The organism is Enterobacter cloacae complex sp. SHL001 (assembly GCF_049236825.1).
GTDB classification, from domain to species: Bacteria; Pseudomonadota; Gammaproteobacteria; order Enterobacterales; family Enterobacteriaceae; genus Enterobacter; species Enterobacter hormaechei_C.
On record NZ_JBMKIP010000002.1, the window covers coordinates 377,404 to 392,155 of the forward strand.

At 52.9% G+C, this 14,752-nt stretch carries 16 protein-coding genes and 1 pseudogene; 10 read left to right on the forward strand and 7 right to left on the reverse strand.

Annotated features, from left to right (window positions below):
• The first annotated feature begins 203 nt into the window (after positions 1-203).
• Positions 204-569 carry a hypothetical protein gene (locus ACOTYH_RS07285; RefSeq protein WP_071992880.1) on the forward strand — a complete coding sequence of 122 codons (366 nt, stop codon included), beginning with the start codon at positions 204-206 and terminating at the stop codon, positions 567-569.
• Positions 570-871: 302 nt separating this feature from the next.
• Here the strand turns inward: ACOTYH_RS07285 and ACOTYH_RS07290 are convergent.
• Positions 872-1,263, reverse strand: a pseudogene (locus ACOTYH_RS07290) (DUF933 domain-containing protein); the annotation flags it as partial.
• Between the two features lie 104 nt (positions 1,264-1,367).
• On the opposite strand from ACOTYH_RS07290, the gene ACOTYH_RS07295 reads away from it, so the two are divergent.
• From ACOTYH_RS07295 to ACOTYH_RS07305, 3 genes are all read left to right on the forward strand, one after another.
• Positions 1,368-1,571, forward strand: a complete 204-nt coding sequence (locus ACOTYH_RS07295) for a hypothetical protein (protein WP_032653883.1) — start codon at positions 1,368-1,370, stop codon at positions 1,569-1,571.
• Positions 1,572-1,665: 94 nt separating this feature from the next.
• Positions 1,666-1,893, forward strand: coding sequence for a hypothetical protein (locus ACOTYH_RS07300; protein WP_006812592.1), 228 nt, complete (start codon positions 1,666-1,668; stop codon positions 1,891-1,893).
• A gap of 696 nt (positions 1,894-2,589) precedes the next feature.
• Positions 2,590-3,015, forward strand: coding sequence for a tetratricopeptide repeat protein (locus ACOTYH_RS07305; RefSeq protein WP_047735509.1), 426 nt, complete (start codon positions 2,590-2,592; stop codon positions 3,013-3,015).
• Between the two features lie 59 nt (positions 3,016-3,074).
• Here the strand turns inward: ACOTYH_RS07305 and ychF are convergent, their stop codons facing one another.
• Both ychF and pth read right to left on the reverse strand, forming a co-directional pair.
• Positions 3,075-4,169, reverse strand: coding sequence for a redox-regulated ATPase YchF (ychF, locus tag ACOTYH_RS07310; protein ID WP_003856650.1), 1,095 nt, complete (start codon positions 4,167-4,169; stop codon positions 3,075-3,077).
• Positions 4,170-4,295: 126 nt separating this feature from the next.
• A complete protein-coding gene (gene pth / locus ACOTYH_RS07315) occupies positions 4,296-4,880 on the reverse strand; it encodes an aminoacyl-tRNA hydrolase (RefSeq protein WP_006810922.1) in 585 nt (194 codons plus the stop codon).
• 274 nt (positions 4,881-5,154) lie between these two features.
• On the opposite strand from pth, the gene ychH reads away from it, so the two are divergent.
• Together ychH and ACOTYH_RS07325 are read left to right on the forward strand one after the other, a co-directional pair.
• Positions 5,155-5,430 carry a stress-induced protein YchH gene (gene ychH / locus ACOTYH_RS07320; protein WP_003856655.1) on the forward strand — a complete coding sequence of 92 codons (276 nt, stop codon included), beginning with the start codon at positions 5,155-5,157 and terminating at the stop codon, positions 5,428-5,430.
• 120 nt (positions 5,431-5,550) lie between these two features.
• On the forward strand, positions 5,551-6,609 hold the full coding sequence (locus ACOTYH_RS07325) for a MerR family transcriptional regulator (protein ID WP_421637644.1): 1,059 nt from the start codon (positions 5,551-5,553) through the stop codon (positions 6,607-6,609).
• On the opposite strand, the gene dauA is transcribed toward ACOTYH_RS07325, so the two are convergent.
• The 4 genes from dauA to lolB all read right to left on the reverse strand — a co-directional run bounded on the left by dauA (position 6,595) and on the right by lolB (position 10,949).
• The gene (gene dauA / locus ACOTYH_RS07330; protein WP_023296766.1) at positions 6,595-8,274 is read right to left on the reverse strand and encodes a C4-dicarboxylic acid transporter DauA; all 1,680 of its coding nucleotides are present in this window, start codon (positions 8,272-8,274) and stop codon (positions 6,595-6,597) included. The genes ACOTYH_RS07325 and dauA overlap by 15 nt on opposite strands.
• A gap of 124 nt (positions 8,275-8,398) precedes the next feature.
• A complete protein-coding gene (gene prs, locus ACOTYH_RS07335; protein WP_003856663.1) occupies positions 8,399-9,346 on the reverse strand; it encodes a ribose-phosphate diphosphokinase in 948 nt (315 codons plus the stop codon).
• Positions 9,347-9,471: 125 nt separating this feature from the next.
• A complete protein-coding gene (gene ispE, locus ACOTYH_RS07340) occupies positions 9,472-10,341 on the reverse strand; it encodes a 4-(cytidine 5'-diphospho)-2-C-methyl-D-erythritol kinase (RefSeq protein ID WP_017693293.1) in 870 nt (289 codons plus the stop codon).
• Complete coding sequence (lolB, locus tag ACOTYH_RS07345) at positions 10,338-10,949, reverse strand: lipoprotein insertase outer membrane protein LolB (RefSeq protein ID WP_032669666.1); 612 nt, start codon at positions 10,947-10,949, stop codon at positions 10,338-10,340. The genes ispE and lolB overlap by 4 nt, the downstream gene beginning before the upstream one ends.
• 201 nt (positions 10,950-11,150) lie before the next feature.
• Here lolB and hemA point away from each other — a divergent pair, with 201 nt between their 5' ends.
• From hemA to sirB2, 4 genes are read left to right on the forward strand one after another with little or no spacing between them, the layout of a single operon-like run.
• Complete coding sequence (gene hemA, locus ACOTYH_RS07350; RefSeq protein ID WP_003856666.1) at positions 11,151-12,407, forward strand: glutamyl-tRNA reductase; 1,257 nt, start codon at positions 11,151-11,153, stop codon at positions 12,405-12,407.
• Between the two features lie 41 nt (positions 12,408-12,448).
• The gene (prfA, locus tag ACOTYH_RS07355; protein WP_003856667.1) at positions 12,449-13,531 is read left to right on the forward strand and encodes a peptide chain release factor 1; all 1,083 of its coding nucleotides are present in this window, start codon (positions 12,449-12,451) and stop codon (positions 13,529-13,531) included.
• Complete coding sequence (gene prmC / locus ACOTYH_RS07360; protein WP_063134670.1) at positions 13,531-14,361, forward strand: peptide chain release factor N(5)-glutamine methyltransferase; 831 nt, start codon at positions 13,531-13,533, stop codon at positions 14,359-14,361. The genes prfA and prmC overlap by 1 nt, the downstream gene beginning before the upstream one ends.
• Positions 14,358-14,750 (forward strand): invasion regulator SirB2, encoded by a 393-nt coding sequence (gene sirB2, locus ACOTYH_RS07365; protein WP_047731102.1) that lies wholly within the window; start codon positions 14,358-14,360, stop codon positions 14,748-14,750. Before prmC ends, sirB2 begins: the two co-directional genes overlap by 4 nt.
• The last annotated feature ends 2 nt before the right edge of the window (positions 14,751-14,752 follow it).

Below are 14,752 nucleotides of genomic sequence, written 5' to 3' on the forward strand. Positions count from 1 at the left end.
ATATTAAATGTGATTTAAAATGCCTTTGGGATGAGGCTCCAGATTTTAGGGTTTTCGGTAACAACCTGAGAGTAATCTTTGGATGGGATAAAAATATCATCACTCCCGTAATAAATTGTTCGATTATATCAAGCATCATTCAACATGGGTCTTATATAATTTATATTTAGAAGGGTTGATAATTTTATGCAGTTAGGACATGTATGATTGCTTACTTAAGATTCATTAGAGAAAACAACGCGCTCGAATGGATTCACTGTTCAAGAAATATAAGTCTAAACATACCTCGCTTAGATATCGCTATGGTCGATCCTACACGCCAGTTAGTCTTTGCATTAAGCGAACCAAAATCATTACCAACCGTTTTGACCATCTTCAATGCTCATGGCGAAAAACTATTTTGGTCTGCACCTCCTGAAGGCGCGACTTTTTATTACTTAACATTCAACCTGTCAAATGAAGTGGTCGTTGTCTGTAGTTATCCAGTAAAACAAAATGGCTGGCATGATTGGTTTTATTCCTATGATATGAAGCGTAACGCATTGTCTCGATCAGGCCCTGCGTATTAATATCAAATGAGCCCAAAAAATGATAACAATAGCCGGTGGCAAAAGAGATACTATATAAATAATTCCAACAAGTGGTTTAAAAAGGTGTGCGTAAAGGGGAATTATCCTGGCCTCCGGAAGACGGATCCCAAGAAACGGCAGTGTCATTCTCGCTAAATATGAGATTCTTGACTCTTTTGAAGAGCGCTTAGGCGAGGATCTTTTTCAGGCGTTAAAGCTTGTGACTGCCGATATCATTCCTTTTGAACCCAGCATGAAAACAGAACTCTTAAACAATGTGTTTTAGCCACGCAATAAAAAAATCAAACGTTAAACAAGAAGTTCATCACGTCGCCATCTTTAACGATGTAATCTTTCCCTTCCGCACGCATCTTGCCTGCTTCTTTCGCACCTTGCTCACCCTTGTAGGTGATAAAGTCTTCAAACGCGATAGTCTGCGCACGAATGAAGCCTTTCTCGAAGTCGGAGTGGATCTTACCAGCCGCCTGAGGCACAGTCGCACCGACAGGGTTGGTTCACGCGCGCACTTCTTTCCGCCCGCGGTGAAGTAGGTTTGCAGGCTGAACATCTCATGGCCCGCGCGGATCACGCGGTTCAGACCCGGTTCGGGCATGAAATCTTCACGATCGGCGTCGTTCATTTCAGTGATATCAGATTCAACCGCGGCGCAAACCGCCACCACTACAGAATATTCACCGCTCGAAGATTTTGCTGAGAATATCCCGCACAACCCCCTGACGCAGTCTTTGCTAAATTATTTAAAAATCACACTATTGAAAAATAAAAGATGGAAGTAATATGGATAAAATAATATTTAATAATTATGGAGTGATCCTTATCGAGAGAGAAGGGCGTTTATTTATTAGGTTTTATTCAGGGGGAATGGTTATGAAAGAGGAGGAGGAAGAAGTGAGTATTGATGCGGCTAAAAAAGTTCAAGTGAGTGAAAAAGATGCTTGTGAGGTTTTAATTTCTATCGAAAATAGAAAAAATAAAGTATAGACTTCATTTTTAATGAGCAACTATAGGTCAGCGACAAAGAAGGCGCATCTAATTATATTGGTGATTTTTACATAAAAATAGTAGAGTAATCTAAATGTATTTTTTAGAAAGAAAAGATGCAGAGAAAATGCTCTTTGAATTCTTAAAGAGAACTTTAATAAAAGAATCTGATATCGATGAGTTAATGAGCATGGCAATTAAACATGAGTCCGGCCCTCCTATGAAAGGCATAATGTTTAAATATGATAAAATGGAGAGAAATGAACTCACCGCACAAGATAGAGATGACCTTAGTACATTGATGCATTTTTATGGTCCGTGATGAGATATATCAATTCTTTTCTTTTAAAATACTATAATTACAGAGACAGGAAAGTTATCAATAATCAAACAGATGATATTTTTATTATTTCTCAGATAAAATATTCAATCCAAAACTAAATTCAAGGTTGTTTTCTTAATAAAAAATTCCTCAAACATCAATGGAGTCTCGAGGCCGTTTTAAAAAGTGAAGCAAGCATCAATATCAAAAAATTCAACATCATCCATGTATAAAAAACATTTTTATTGAGAGCGAACATGATCGCTGACTTCAGGTTTTCCAGAGAAAAAACATGCTCGAATGGATCTTCTCTTCAAGAACTATAAGTCTAAACACACCTCGCTTATATGCCGCCATGGTCGATCCTGCACGCCAATTAGTCTTTGCGATAAGCGAACCAGAACTATTACCAACCGTTTTAAAATCTTCAATGCAGAGGGCGGAGAGCTATTATTGTCTGCACCGCCTGAAAAGGCTTATTTCTATTACTTAACATTAAATTTGTCGAAGGAAGTGGTTGTTATCTGTAGTTTCGCAGTTCAACAAAATGGCTGGTATGATTGGTTTTATTCCTTTGATATGGTTCATAACACGTTGTCTCGATCAGGACCTGCGTACTAAATTCGCTATTAATAATAAAAGTTATATTGGCCCACAGGAAAAATCACAATATTTCCAATGAAGGAGCATTGTTCCATGAAAGACCTTGAAAACCCAAAAATTGAATCTGAAATTAACTCCTTTGTTGAACAAGGAAACGAGTTTCACGATGATAAAAAATACGTCGAGGCTTTAGAGCAATACCAAAAAGCCTGGCAAGCTCTTCCTGAGCCAAAGTTCGAATGGGAACTCGCCAACTGGATCGCTGCCTGCATGTACAGCGCATGTTTTGATCTCGCGGATTACGCTGAGGCAAAGAAATGGGGAGAGACGACATTACGGACACGTGGATCGGATATAGACACTGCACCCTTAATCGATCTCGGCATGGTCTGTTATGAGTTGAATCAATTCGAGGAAGCGTATAAATATTTTAACGATGCTTATAACTACGGCAAAGAGCGTGCGTTTCAGGATAGACCCAAAAAATATCTAGAGTTCTATCTGCGCAAAAGGGGATAAGTTCGTTACTCTATAAAAAAATCCACGCCAAAGCGTGGATTTTTTTCATTCAAAACAAATCAAACGTTAAACAAAAAGTTCATCACGTCGCCATCTTTAACGATGTAATCTTTCCCTTCCGCACGCATCTTGCCTGCTTCTTTCGCGCCTTGCTCACCCTTGTAGGTTATGAAGTCTTCAAACGCGATAGTCTGCGCACGAATGAAGCCTTTCTCGAAGTCGGTGTGGATCTTACCGGCCGCCTGAGGCGCGGTCGCACCGACAGGGATGGTCCACGCACGCACTTCTTTTACACCAGCGGTGAAGTAGGTTTGCAGGTTCAGCAGCTCATAGCCCGCGCGGATCACGCGGTTCAGGCCCGGCTCTTCCAGACCCAGCTCGGCCATGAACTCTTCGCGGTCGGCGTCGTCCAGCTCTGCAATATCAGATTCAACGGCAGCGCAAACCGCTACCACTACAGAGCCTTCAGCCGCAGCGATTTCACGCACTTTGTCCAGATACGGGTTGTTCTCGAAACCGTCTTCGTTAACGTTGGCGATGTACATGGTAGGCTTCAGGGTCAGGAAGCTCAGGTATTTGATCGCCGCTTTGTCTTCGTCAGTCAGGTTTTTCAGCGCGCGCAGCATGCCCGCGTTTTCCAGCTGTGGCAGACATTTTTCCAGCGCAGCCAGTTCCGCTTTCGCGTCTTTGTCGCCGCCTTTGGCTTTCTTCTGCACGCGGTGAATGGCGCGCTCGCAGGTGTCGAGGTCAGAGAGGGCCAGCTCGGTGTTGATGACGTCGATGTCGTCAGCTGGATCCACTTTGTTGTTAACGTGGATAATGTTGTCGTTCTCGAAGCAGCGCACAACGTGGCCGATCGCTTCGGTTTCACGGATGTTGGTCAGGAACTGGTTGCCCAGGCCTTCACCTTTGGATGCGCCTTTTACCAGGCCCGCGATGTCCACGAACTCCATGGTGGTTGGCAGAATGCGCTGCGGCTTCACGATTTCCGCGAGCTGGTCCAGACGCGGATCGGGCATAGGAACAACACCGGTGTTCGGCTCGATGGTACAGAACGGGAAGTTCGCCGCTTCAATACCTGCTTTGGTGAGCGCGTTGAACAGGGTGGATTTGCCCACGTTTGGCAGACCGACGATACCGCATTTGAATCCCATTTCTAAATCACCTTAATATCTTGATAATCAATCCGTTAACGATAACCGATTGAAGAAAAGTAAATAACTACGCCTATTATACACGTAACCCGCGCGACGCGCGGTAAAAAAGCCCCAGGGCGCCGATTATTGCGCTTTGAAAGCGTGCAGTCGATTGGTGGCTTTTGTCAGGCCATCCTGAAGCCATATCTCGGTGCAGCGGGCCGCTTCGTCCACCGCTTCGTCAATCAACTTCTGCTCAGAAACCGGTGGTTTACCCAGTACGAAACCAACAACTTTGTTTTTATCGCCCGGATGGCCGATTCCCACGCGCAAACGGTGGAAATTAGGGTTATTACCCAGTTTGCTGATGATGTCTTTCAGACCATTGTGGCCGCCATGACCGCCGCCCAGTTTGAACTTCGCCACGCCTGGCGGCAGGTCCAGTTCGTCGTGGGCCACCAGAATCTCATCCGGATTGATGCGATAAAACGTTGCCATGGCCGCCACGGCTTTGCCGCTCAGGTTCATAAAGGTGGTTGGCACCAGCAACCGCACGTCAGCACCCGCAAGATTGATGCGTGAGGTATACCCGTAAAACTTGGGTTCTTCACGCAGGGGAGCGCGCAAACGCTCCGCCAGCAGATCAACATACCAGGCGCCGGCGTTATGGCGGGTAGCGGCATACTCTGCGCCCGGATTGGCGAGGCCGACAATCAGTTTAATCGTCACGATTTACTTCCTAATGGGTTCCAGATCTGGCGCGTAGTTTACTGTCTGGCGCGCCGCTTGACAAAGTTCTGCCTGCTGTACACCGAAATGCGAATAATTTCCTCTTTGAACAATTAGAATTTCAAGCTGTTCAATGTCTTATTTGTAAATTTTTGTCCGTGAGTTATCAGTAAATGTGATCATTCACGCAACTCATATAAGAGGCGTTGTCTATACTTTACACACAAGGAGAAGGGGCTTTTCCCCTGACAACCCAAAGTTCCGGAGGTGACATATGAAACGCAAAAACGCTTCAATGCTCGGTAACGTGCTAATGGGGTTGGGACTGTTCGTGATGGTCGCCGGTGTCGGTTATTCAATCTTAAACCAATTACCGCAGCTTGACCTCCCACAATACTTTGCGCATGGCGCGGTGCTGAGTATCTTCCTAGGTGCGGTATTGTGGCTCGCCGGGGCGCGCGTGAGCGGACATGAGGAAGTCTGCGATAAATACTGGTGGGTGCGCCATTACGATAAACGATGCCGCCGCGACCAGCGCAAGCATAGCTAGTGCCCCATAAAGAACACCGAAACGACTTCATCTGAAGTCGTTTTTTTTTGCATGACGCATTGACCCTCACGTAACGTAAGGCTTCAGAGTAACGACACTGGCAGAACAAAAGGAGCCGTTATGTTGATACAGGTGGGTGAACTGGCGAAACGTGCCGGGATCACCGTGCGGACTTTGCATCACTACGAGCAAACAGGGCTGTTGTTACCTTCTGCCAGAAGCGCGGCAGGCTACCGGCTTTATAACCTGGCGGATGTGCAGCGTCTGCATATGATCCAGGCGCTGGCAAAAGCCGGACTGGAGCTTGCCGAAATCAGGGATTTTCTGGAACAGCGTTCGCTGTCATTAGCCGAATTACTCGACGGGCAAATCACTCTGCTGGACAAGCAACTGCGTAGCATCCATACGCTGCGCAACCGGCTGGTGGAGTTGCGTACCGGGCTGACCGACGATGCGACGCCGGATCTGGAATCCTGGCTACAGACTCTGGAGTTAATGAATATGTACGATCGCTGGTTTAGCAAAGAAGAGTTGCAGCAACTGCCGTTTGCGGTAGAGAAAGAGGCGCTGGCGGATATCTGGTCGGGTCTGGTGACGGAAGTTAAACACTTGCTGGAACAGAACGTCAGCGTCACGGACGCGCGGGCGACCGATTTGGCTTCACGGTGGATGGAACGCCTGGAGCAGGATACCGCAGGCAAACCGGAATTTTTGACCCGTCTGAACGAGATGCACAGCGTGGAGCCGCAGATGCAGGAGCAAACCGGCATTACGCCGGAGATAACTGATTACATCACGCGGGCGTTTGCCGAATCAAAGCTCAGCATCTGGGAGAAATATCTCACTGCCGAAGAGATGGCCTTTACCCGGGCGCACTACTTTGAGCGGATGATGGAGTGGCCGCCGCTGATGGCGAAGCTGCATCAGGCGCAGCGGGATAATCTCAGTCCCGCTTCTGACGATGCGCAAAAGCTGGCAGAAAACTGGCTGGTTTTATTCCAGTCCTATGCGGGAACAAACCCGCAGACGCAGCAAAAATTTCGCCTCGCCATGCAGCAGGAGCCGCATCTGATGAAGGGCACGTGGATGACGCCTGCCGTGCTTGAATGGCTCCAGCAGGCGATCGGGGTGATGATGCAAAGACGCGTCTCTGCATCAGATGACTCACAGATCCGCTAACGCAGCTTCACGGTTAGGGTAGAAGGACAATCGGCCAGGGATCGGCTGCACGCCCGCGCGCGCCATGGTGCGCAGGGGCTGGAATTCAAGGTTACTTATCCGCAGCTCGCAGCCTTCCGGCAGGCGGGCAACAAAGCGCTGGAAGGCATCCAGACCGCCGGCATCCAGCACCGGGACGGCATCCCATTTCAGCACCACAATCCGTTTGCCCGCGATGCGGGATTCCAGATCGCTGAACAGACCTTCCGCCGCGGCGAAGAACAGCGGGCCAATCACGCGCAGCACCAGCACATCGTCAGGCACCTCAACGTTAACCGGGGAGAGACGCGTCATCTGCGCGATGCGGCGCATAAACAGCAGCGAGGCCAGCACAATGCCGACGCTGATGGCGATAACCATATCGAACAGTACGGTCAACGACATGCAGATCAGCATCACGATAATGTCGTCTTTCGGCGCACGGCGCAGCAGGTTAACCACCTTATGCGCCTCACTCATGTTCCAGGCCACCATCAGCAGCAACGCAGCCATGGCAGAGAGTGGAAGCCATGAAAGCAGCGGGGCAAGGATCAGCAGCGCCATGATCACCAGCAGGGAGTGAATGACCGCCGAAACCGGTGATGTCGCGCCCGCACGTACGTTCGCGGCGGAACGGGCAATCGCAGCCGTAGCGGTAATACCGCCGAAGAACGGTGCAACGATGTTCCCTAAGCCCTGGCCGACCAGTTCGCTGTTGGCTTTGTGCTTAGTGCCGGTCATGCCGTCGAGCACGACGGCGCAGAGCAGGGATTCAATCGCGCCCAGCATTGCCATGGAGAACGCGGCAGGCAGCAGAGCGCGAAGGGAATCCCAGCTTAGGGTGAAGCTTGAGCCCGGCATGTCCCACGGCAGAACCAGCTGCGGCAGCAGCTGCGGAATGCCGCTGCCCTGTGAGCCGTCCGCCAGAACATAGTGGAACTGGGAGCCAATGGTGGCGACCTGTCCACCGAGCAGGTTGACAACGCCCATCACCGCGCAGCCCAGCAGCAGAGCGGGCAGATGCCCCGGGAGACGAATGCCTAAGCGAGGCCAGACGATAAGTGTGCCGAGGGTAACGATGCCAATGGCTGCATCGCCCAGGTTGGCCGTCGGCAACGCCATAAACAGCGCGCCCACTTTCTGTAAATAGTGCTCCGGAACATGGGCCATTTGCAGGCCGAGGAAATCCTTAATCTGCATGGTCCCGATGGTAATCCCAATCCCCGAGGTGAACCCCAGCGTTACGGAAAGGGGAATATATTCAATCAGGCGACCAAAGCGGGCCAGACCAAACAGAATTAAAAAGATGCCGGACATCAGGGTGGCAACCAGCAGACCTGCCAGACCAAACTGTTGGGAAACCGGGTAGAGGATCACCACAAAGGCGGCAGTCGGGCCGGAGACGCTGAAGCGAGATCCGCCCGTCAGCGCAATCACAATCCCCGCAACGGCCGAGGTGTACAGCCCGTACTGCGGCGCGACGCCGCTACCAATCGCCAGCGCCATCGCCAGCGGGATGGCAATAATCCCGACGGTGATCCCGGCTATCAGGTCACGAACAAAGCGTGACGATGTGTATTTCTCTTTCCAGCAGGCGTCGATGAGGGCGCGAAAGGGCAGAACATGTGAGGAGGTTACGTTTTTCACAATTATCTATCATCCGTGTGCGCATCATCTGTCATGTGAATGGCAGGTGAAGGAGGCATAAGTCATACAAATAAATACTATAAACAAAAAAACCCGCCGTAGCGGGTTTTTTGGCCGTGTTCGATCAGTGTTCGAACATTGCAGAGATCGATTCTTCGTTGCTGATACGACGAATCGCTTCGGCCAGCATCCCGGACAGAGTCAACGTACGCACGTTTGGCAGCGCTTTGATCTCGTCGCTCAGTGGAATAGTATCGCAGACCACAACTTCGTCAATGACGGAGTTACGGAGGTTGTTTACCGCATTGCCGGAGAAGATCGGGTGAGTGGCGTAAGCGAATACGCGTTTCGCACCACGCTCTTTCAGCGCTTCAGCGGCTTTACACAGCGTACCGCCGGTATCGATCATGTCGTCCACCAACACGCAGTCGCGGCCAGCCACGTCACCGATGATGTGCATCACCTGAGAAACGTTAGCGCGCGGACGGCGTTTGTCGATGATCGCCATGTCGGTATCGTTCAGCAGCTTCGCGATAGCACGAGCACGTACCACGCCGCCGATGTCCGGAGAAACCACAATCGGGTTGTCCAGATTCAGTTGCAGCATGTCTTCCAGCAGGATTGGGCTGCCGAATACGTTATCAACCGGCACGTCGAAGAAGCCCTGGATCTGCTCTGCGTGCAGGTCAACCGTCAGTACGCGGTCAACGCCGACGCTGGACAGGAAGTCAGCGACAACTTTAGCGGTGATTGGCACACGCGCGGAACGGACGCGACGGTCCTGACGTGCATAGCCAAAGTAAGGAATAACAGCAGTGATACGGCCAGCAGAAGCACGACGCAGCGCGTCGACCATAACAACCAATTCCATCAGGTTGTCATTCGTTGGAGCACAGGTGGACTGGATGATGAAAATATCACCACCGCGTACATTTTCGTTAATTTGTACGCTGACTTCGCCGTCGCTAAAGCGACCTACAGCGGCGTCGCCGAGGGAAGTGTACAGGCGGTTGGCAATACGTTGTGCTAGTTCCGGGGTGGCGTTACCAGCAAAAAGCTTCATATCAGGCACGAGAAGAACCTCAGGCATGCGTCCAGTGGTGGATAGCGTTCGCCGCAAACTGCGGGGCCTAAGCAAACGCTATCCAGGCGGTGTATTAAAGAGCGCGATGCAACGTCTGGAACAGGGTGACGTTGTCACCGAAACTCAGTCTGCGCCAGAATGGCCTGCTGTAGGGGGGAGGTGTTCATCCCGCGTGCTACAAAACCATGCAGCCAAACCGGCGCTTGCTCAAGCACCTGACGGGCGGCGGTTTCGGTGTCAAATTCAGCAAAGACACAGGCCCCTGTACCGGTCAGGCGCGACGGCGCGTATTCTAACAGCCAGGAAAGCACCGCATCAACCTCGCGAAAACGTTTTCTTGCGATATCCTCGCAATCGTTGCTGAATTCACAATTTAATAACGTTTTTATTGACCGTGCCGGGGTATTTCTTTTCAGGTCAGGATCTTTAAAGATGACCGGGGTAGGAATGCTCACGCCGGGGTGAACGATCAGATACCATTTTTCCGGCGGATCGACCGGCGTGAGGATTTCACCGACACCTTCAGCGAACGCCGCGTGGCCGCGCACAAACACCGGTACATCGGCGCCCAGCGTCAACCCTAACGCTGCCAGTTCGTCCGTCGTCAGACCGCAGCCCCAGAGGTGGTTAAGCGCCACCAGTACGGTCGCGGCGTTTGATGAGCCGCCGCCAAGACCGCCGCCCATCGGCAGGCGTTTGTCGATACGGATATCCGCACCGCTTCCCGCCGGCAGACGACCCGACGTCGACGCCGTTTTCATTAGCAGGCGGGCAGCGCGCACGATCAGGTTATCGTCATGCGCCACGCCGTCGACCGGCGTCAGCAGGCAAATCTGCCCGTCCTGACGCGGTTCGATGGAGATGGTGTCGCCGTAATCGACAAACTGAAACAGCGTTTGCAGGGTGTGATAGCCGTCAGCGCGCTGCCCGGTAATGTAGAGAAACAGGTTCAGTTTTGCGGGAGAGGGCCAGTGGGTCATCATTTAACGATCCAGTTGTCCATTTTCAGCTTGATACGCTGGCTACCCTGCGTCAGCTCCATATTGGACGGCAGCGACGGTTGCGTCTTGCTGTCATACGCGCTGTACACCACTTTCCAGGTTTTACCGCCCTGGGTGTAGTTCACCTGGCTCAGACGGTATTGATCGTCGAGCATATAGTCGGTTGCGTCACCCGGCAGGCCGAGGATCCACTGGCGCAGACTATTGAGCGGAATCGGCATTCCGGTCAGCTTGCCAATCATCTCTTCGGCGTCGGTTGCCGTGTAGTGCTGGCCTTTGTTATCGGTGATCTGCGCTTCGCCAGGCTTCGCGTTAAGCTCCAGCTCGGTGCTGCCCAGCGGGTTCAGCAGCAGCAGGCGATAGTTGTCCTGACCCGTTTGCTGCCAGAAGAAGCGAGCGTAAACTTTTTGTTCGTCAGAGAGATAAGCAAATGCACCGCGGGTCTGGTACTGGCTTAATTTCAGCACGTCCTGCTGGTGCTGGCGCCACTGCGGTGAGTCAGGGCTTTTGCCCGGGCCTTTCGGCTGATGAACGGAACAGGCGGTCAGAACCAGGGCCGCCAGAGGCAGCAGGCGAATCATTCGGGTCATAATGATGACAAATCCTTGAGATACGTTGCAGTTATAACTGTTAATGCTAGCGTTGAAGGGTGCCACCGTCTACGTTCAAATTATCTCAAAGCGTGGCGTAAGCTATTACTCCGAAAGGGGGCAGTCTCTTTTATTGATCTCGCGCATCCTGTATGATGCGTCCTGCTAACCTTATTAACGCTGGTACTACTCCCGCTCAACATGACCCTATTAGCACTCGGTATTAACCACAAAACGGCCCCGGTTTCACTGCGAGAACGCGTTACGTTTTCGCCGGATACGCTCGACCTGGCGCTGGACAGCCTGCTTGCACAGCCGATGGTGCAGGGTGGCGTGGTGCTGTCGACGTGCAACCGTACCGAGCTGTATTTGAGCGTAGAAGAGCAGGACAACCTGCACGAGGCGCTGATCCGCTGGCTGTGTGACTACCACAACCTCAACGAAGAAGAGCTGCGCAACAGCCTGTACTGGCATCAGGATAACGATGCGGTCAGCCATCTGATGCGCGTGGCCAGCGGTCTGGATTCGCTGGTGCTGGGCGAGCCGCAGATCCTCGGCCAGGTGAAAAAAGCCTTCGCGGATTCCCAGAAAGGGCATCTGAAAGCCAGCGAACTGGAGCGAATGTTCCAGAAGTCATTCTCCGTGGCGAAGCGTGTGCGAACCGAAACCGACATTGGCGCCAGTGCGGTTTCGGTTGCTTTCGCGGCCTGTACCCTTGCCCGTCAAATTTTTGAATCCCTGTCGACCGTCACCGTACTGCTGGTGGGAGCGGGCGAAACCATCGAGCTGGTGGCGCGCCATCTTCGCGAACACAAGGTGAAGAAGATGATCATCGCCAACCGCACCCGCGAACGTGCGCAGGTGCTGGCGGACGAAGTGGGCGCTGAGGTGATTGCGCTGAGCGACATCGATGAACGTCTGAAAGAGGCGGACATTATTATCAGTTCTACCGCCAGCCCGCTGCCGATTATCGGGAAAGGGATGGTCGAGCGTGCGCTGAAATCCCGCCGCAATCAGCCGATGCTGCTGGTGGATATCGCCGTTCCGCGTGATGTCGAACCGGAAGTGGGCAAACTGGCGAACGCCTACCTGTACAGCGTGGATGACCTGCAAAGCATCATTTCGCACAACCTTGCCCAGCGTAAGGCGGCGGCAGTGCAGGCGGAAACCATCGTTGAACAGGAAACCAGCGAATTTATGGCCTGGCTGCGCGCACAAAGCGTCAGCGAGACCATCCGCGAATACCGCGGTCAGGCGGAGCAGGTGCGTGATGACCTGACGGCCAAAGCGTTAGCGGCCCTTGAACAGGGCGGCGACGCGCAGGCGATTATGCAGGATCTGGCCTGGAAACTGACCAACCGCCTGATCCATGCCCCAACCAAATCTCTTCAGCAGGCTGCCCGTGACGGGGACGATGAACGCCTGACTATTCTGCGCAACAGCCTCGGGCTGGAATAGCGCCCTATACCCATTTTCTAAGACAAGGTGCATTTACGCCTATGAAGCCTTCTATCGTCGCTAAACTGGAAGCTCTGCACGAGCGCCATGAAGAAGTCCAGGCGCTGCTCGGTGATGCCGGGACCATTGCCGACCAGGAACGTTTTCGCGCGCTGTCGCGTGAATACGCGCAGTTAAGTGATGTTTCAAAATGCTTTACCGACTGGCGACAGGTCCAGGAAGATATCGAAACCGCGCAGATGATGCTCGACGATCCTGAGATGCGCGAGATGGCGCAGGAAGAGTTACAGGATGCGAAAGCGCGTTCAGAAGAGATGGAGCAGCAGCTTCAGGTGCTTCTGCTGCCGAAAGATCCGGATGATGAGCGTAACGCCTTTGTGGAAGTCCGCGCCGGTACCGGTGGCGACGAAGCGGCGCTGTTCGCCGGGGATCTGTTCCGTATGTACAGCCGGTATGCCGAATCCCGTCGCTGGCGCGTGGAGATCATGAGCGCCAACGAAGGCGAGCATGGCGGCTACAAAGAGGTTATCGCCAAGATCAGCGGCGACGGCGTGTACGGTCGTCTCAAGTTTGAATCCGGTGGTCACCGCGTGCAGCGCGTGCCTGCGACAGAATCTCAGGGACGCATTCATACGTCAGCCTGTACGGTGGCGGTGATGCCGGAGCTGCCGGAAGCGGAACTGCCGGATATCAACCCGGCGGATCTGCGCATCGACACCTTCCGCTCTTCAGGGGCAGGTGGTCAGCACGTTAACACCACCGACTCCGCTATCCGTATTACTCACCTGCCCACCGGGATTGTGGTTGAGTGTCAGGATGAACGTTCCCAGCACAAGAACAAAGCTAAAGCGTTATCCGTGCTGGGCGCCCGTATCCACGCGGCGGAAATGGCGAAACGCCAGCAGGCGGAAGCCTCTACCCGCCGTAACCTGCTGGGCAGCGGCGATCGTAGCGACCGTAACCGTACCTATAACTTCCCGCAGGGTCGCGTAACCGACCATCGCATCAACCTGACGCTCTACCGTCTGGATGAGGCGATGGAAGGCAAGCTCGATATGCTGATTGAGCCTATCGTGCAGGAATACCAGGCCGACCAGCTGGCGGCACTGTCCGAGCAGGATTAATGGATTTTCAGCGCTGGTTACGCCATGCCGCCAGTGAGCTTTCTGCAAGTGAAAGCCCGAAGCGCGACGCCGAAATTCTGCTTGAGCATGTGACGGGTAAAGCCCGCACGTATCTGCTGGCTTTCGGCGAAACCGCGCTGACCGCTGAACAGCAATCGCAGCTGGAGGCGCTGCTTGCCCGCCGTAAAACCGGCGAGCCGGTGGCGCATCTGGTTGGCGAACGCGAGTTCTGGTCACTTCCGCTGTACGTTTCAGCGGCCACGCTGATCCCGCGCCCGGACACCGAGTGTCTGGTGGAGCAGGCGCTGGCGCGGTTACCGGCGCAGCCGTGTCAGATCCTCGATCTCGGTACTGGCACCGGCGCGATTGCGCTGGCGCTTGCCAGCGAGCGACCGGACTGCACCGTGACGGCGGTAGACGTGATGCCTGATGCGGTCGCCCTCGCGCGGCGCAACGTTGAACGGCTGGGGCTGAACAATGTTTCCGTTCTGCAAAGCAGCTGGTTTGCCGCGCTTGAAAGCCGCATGTTCGAAATGATTGTCAGCAATCCGCCCTACATCGACGAAGACGATCCGCATCTCGCGCAGGGCGACGTGCGTTTTGAACCGTTGACCGCGCTGGTCGCTGCGAATCAGGGACTTGCGGATCTCGATCACATTGTGACAACGTCACGACAATATTTGCTTCCCGGTGGCTGGCTGCTGGTGGAACATGGCTGGACGCAGGGAGAGGCGGTGCGAGCGCTGTTTACGCGTGCCGGATACGCTGCCGTGGAAACCTGCCGGGATTACGGCGGCAATGAACGTCTGACGCTGGGGCAGTGGTCATGAGCCTGTTTACGCTGCTGATCTCCGTTCACCTGATTTCCGTTGCCCTGACCATCGGCTTTTTCATTGCCCGCTACTGGTGGCGCTACAGCAACAATCCGCTAATTAACGCCCGCTGTGTACGCATTGCCCCGCACTGTATCGACACGGTGCTGTTCCTTTCCGGAGCCGGGTTAATGTGGAAAACCGGCTATCTGCCATTTACTGATAAAGGCGCATGGCTGACTGAAAAGCTGTTTGGCGTTATCATCTACATCGTTTTGGGTTTTATCGCGCTTGGGCGTCATCGTCCGCGCAGCCAGCAGACAGGGTTTATCGCCTTTTTGCTGGGTCTGGTGGTGCTGTACATCATCATTAAACTCGCCACCACAAGAATACCGTTACTGGGGTAAGT

Bases quoted from the DNA above. Each gene is read 5' to 3' on its own strand.
- ACOTYH_RS07285 (WP_071992880.1), top strand. From the start codon at position 204: ATGATTGCTTACTTAAGATTCATTAGAGAAAACAACGCGCTCGAATGG.
- ACOTYH_RS07295 (WP_032653883.1), top strand. From the start codon at position 1,368: ATGGATAAAATAATATTTAATAATTATGGAGTGATCCTTATCGAGAGA.
- ACOTYH_RS07300 (WP_006812592.1), top strand. From the start codon at position 1,666: ATGTATTTTTTAGAAAGAAAAGATGCAGAGAAAATGCTCTTTGAATTC.
- ACOTYH_RS07305 (WP_047735509.1), top strand. From the start codon at position 2,590: ATGAAAGACCTTGAAAACCCAAAAATTGAATCTGAAATTAACTCCTTT.
- ychF (WP_003856650.1), bottom strand. From the start codon at position 4,169: ATGGGATTCAAATGCGGTATCGTCGGTCTGCCAAACGTGGGCAAATCC.
- ychH (WP_003856655.1), top strand. From the start codon at position 5,155: ATGAAACGCAAAAACGCTTCAATGCTCGGTAACGTGCTAATGGGGTTG.
- ACOTYH_RS07325 (WP_421637644.1), top strand. From the start codon at position 5,551: ATGTTGATACAGGTGGGTGAACTGGCGAAACGTGCCGGGATCACCGTG.
- ispE (WP_017693293.1), bottom strand. From the start codon at position 10,341: ATGATGACCCACTGGCCCTCTCCCGCAAAACTGAACCTGTTTCTCTAC.
- lolB (WP_032669666.1), bottom strand. From the start codon at position 10,949: ATGACCCGAATGATTCGCCTGCTGCCTCTGGCGGCCCTGGTTCTGACC.
- hemA (WP_003856666.1), top strand. From the start codon at position 11,151: ATGACCCTATTAGCACTCGGTATTAACCACAAAACGGCCCCGGTTTCA.
- prfA (WP_003856667.1), top strand. From the start codon at position 12,449: ATGAAGCCTTCTATCGTCGCTAAACTGGAAGCTCTGCACGAGCGCCAT.
- prmC (WP_063134670.1), top strand. From the start codon at position 13,531: ATGGATTTTCAGCGCTGGTTACGCCATGCCGCCAGTGAGCTTTCTGCA.
- sirB2 (WP_047731102.1), top strand. From the start codon at position 14,358: ATGAGCCTGTTTACGCTGCTGATCTCCGTTCACCTGATTTCCGTTGCC.